Genomic DNA, 2,559 nt, shown 5'->3' with positions numbered 1-2,559 from the left:
GCACCGCCCTGCCCGCCACGGACGCCGTGCCACTCGAACCGCTGCATGCCACACCGCTCGCGGCGCCCTGCGAGCCGAACCGGGCGGCACTCGGGCTGTGCGAACGCTGAATCCCCGCCATTGACGAAAAGGAGGTCTTCCATGCTCCATCTGCCGCGCACGCTGCACGCCCTGGCCGCTGCACTGTTCACCACGCTGACCGCCACCGCGGCTCTGGTGTCGCCGGGCGCCGCCCTTGCCCAGCCGGCGGCATCGACGCCGACGGTCTCGTACAAGATCGTTACCGCATCCGAACGCGGCACCTACATCCAGATCGGGCGTGACCTGGCGCGCTTCGTGGCACCGCAGGCGGGCATCCAGCTCGAGGCGCTTGCCTCCAAGGGCTCGGCCGACAACGTCAGCCGGCTGCGCTACGACACTGGCGTCAAGCTCGCGATCGTGCAGTCCGACGTTTACCAGGCTTTTGTCGACTACGCGGACGCCGGGAACGCCGTCGCGGCCGACCTGATCCGGCCGCTGCGCGTTGTGCTGCCGCTGTACGACGAGGAGATCTATTTCGTCGTGCGCACCGATTCGCCGCTGCAGTACGTGCATGAGATCAAGGGCCGCAAGATCAACATCGGCCCCCTGCAGAGCGGCACGGCGATGAGCGCATCGACGATCTACCGGCTCATGTTCAACGAGCCGCTGGCCGACGCGGCGACCAGCACGCTGAGCAACGAGGAGGCGCTGCTGAAGCTGACGACCGAAAGCTCGGTCGATGTCGTGGTGATCGTCGCCGGCCAGCCGGCCAAGCTGCTGGCCGACATGAAGCCCGAGGCCAAGCAGCTGGTGCGGCTGCTGAAGGTCGACCCGGCGAATTCCGGAACCCAGGCCGCACTGCAGACCTATGGCGCCGCGACGATCCGCTCGGCGAGCTACCCGAACTGGCTCGACCAGGACGTTTCCGGCCTTGCCGTGAAGGCCTATCTGGTGACCTACGACTACACCTACCGTGTGACGACCGACAAGCTGTCGCGCTTCGCGCAGTCGCTTTGCGAGAACTTCGCGGTGCTGCAGACCGAGGGCCATCCGAAATGGCGCGACGTGCGGCTCGATCTGCCGCCGCTGGGCCGCGGCTGGCGCTACTACGCGCCGATCGAGCGAGTGCTGCGCCGCTGCACCTCCAGTCACAAGGAAGCCCCGCGGCCCGCGCCTTCCGCCCCCGCGTCGGCGACGTGCACGCAGCAGGAGCGCATTCTGGGGCTGTGCCGGACACCCTGACGGTGGTGCGTGCTGGATACCTTTCTTGCGTTGCCGATGGAAAGACAGCCTGTGTTTCTGGCACCTGATTCCAGCCGCTGACCCCGGTCGAACTCGCGGGCCACAACACAGGCGTCGAGTGACTTGCCTGTCTTCTTGCGGCTAAACGACGGGCCAAGCAATGGCAGCATTTTTATTTGTCTAGAAGCGAATCGTCACGCCGTTGCGGCGTCGTCGCTTCATGGTTGGAGTGGGACTTCCCCGAGGTCGCTGAAAGCAGCCCTTGGGGTGCGCGGCTGTCGATACGAGGGACAGCTTACCGGCGCGGCTGCGAACTCACACTCGCGGCCAGGAACTGCCGTTGGCGTAAGGCAGCTTGGTGGCGCCGTACACGTACATTCGCTGCGCTGCGTTTGGCTGGGCGATCGGCCGATCCGCGCGAGATTGCGACGGTAGCTGCGTAATCACCCCATTGGGGCCCGCAGGAGAGCCGCCGTGCGTGGCGACGCCGCTGCGCTGCGTCGTCTGTGACCGTCAAGCACCAAAGTCTCCGCGAGTGCAGCGCCTGCAAGCATAGGTCGGTTGCCCTATCAAGCGCTTACCCGCCGAGGCGTGCTCGTCGAGGAGGACGGGCGGCCCACCTGGCCGGCGGCGATGCCGACCACGATCCTGCGAGACACCGCGTTCACCCAGGCGCTGTGCGCCGACAGCGTTGCCCCGTCTGGACCGGGGCTGGAAGCACTTCCCTTCCAAATTTTCGGTGGTCGACCGGCGTTGATCGCATTCCGCGCAAAATGACACTTGACCAGCCTATCGCCCTATCACCCCATCACGACGTTCCGTGCCACAGGGAGAAAGATCATTGACGGTGCAACCAGCTTTTGAACAGACAGTCCCGCAATGGGTCGTGGGCGGCGGGGAGATGGGCAAGCTGGTGCGGTCGATGGACTGGTCGCAAACGCCTCTTGGACCCATCGACTCCTGGCCGCAGAGCCTGCGCACGACGGTCAACATCTGCTTGGCCTCGGACCTGCCCATCTGCATCATCTGGGGGCCGGGGCTGGTCCAGATCTACAACGACGGTTACCGGGTGATTTGCGGCGGCAAGCACCCCCATTCGATGGGCCAGAACTTTCCGCAGTGCTGGAGCGAGGCCTGGCCCGTCATCGGCAAAGCGCATGATTCAGCGCTCGCCGGCGACACTGCGTTCCTGGAAGATCAGCACATCTTCCTGGAACGCCACGGGTACAACGAAGAGTGCTTTTTCACGCTCTCGTTCAGCCCCATCCGCAGCGAGGGCGGGCACATCGGCGGGCT

General features: G+C 65.5%; 2 protein-coding genes and 1 pseudogene. All 3 read left to right on the top strand.

Features of this window, described 5'->3' with window-relative positions; genetic code table 11:
* The first annotated feature begins 141 nt into the window (after positions 1-141).
* Positions 142-1,263 carry a TAXI family TRAP transporter solute-binding subunit gene (locus H0W38_RS20740; RefSeq protein WP_292457756.1) on the top strand — a complete coding sequence of 374 codons (1,122 nt, stop codon included), beginning with the start codon at positions 142-144 and terminating at the stop codon, positions 1,261-1,263.
* 591 nt (positions 1,264-1,854) lie between these two features.
* A complete protein-coding gene (locus tag H0W38_RS20735) occupies positions 1,855-2,040 on the top strand; it encodes a hypothetical protein (RefSeq protein ID WP_292457753.1) in 186 nt (61 codons plus the stop codon).
* Positions 2,041-2,164: 124 nt separating this feature from the next.
* A pseudogene (locus H0W38_RS20730) lies at positions 2,165-2,559 on the top strand (diguanylate cyclase); the annotation flags it as partial.

Source organism: Methylibium sp. (assembly GCF_013817365.1).
Classification (GTDB): Bacteria; Pseudomonadota; Gammaproteobacteria; order Burkholderiales; family Burkholderiaceae_C; genus Methylibium.
Note: the sequence above shows the minus strand (reverse complement) of the source record. Positions and strands in the feature narration are given on the sequence as shown.

What these genes read in the sequence shown, in the direction of transcription:
- H0W38_RS20740 (WP_292457756.1), top strand. Translation starts at nt 142, where the DNA reads ATGCTCCATCTGCCGCGCACGCTGCACGCCCTGGCCGCTGCACTGTTC.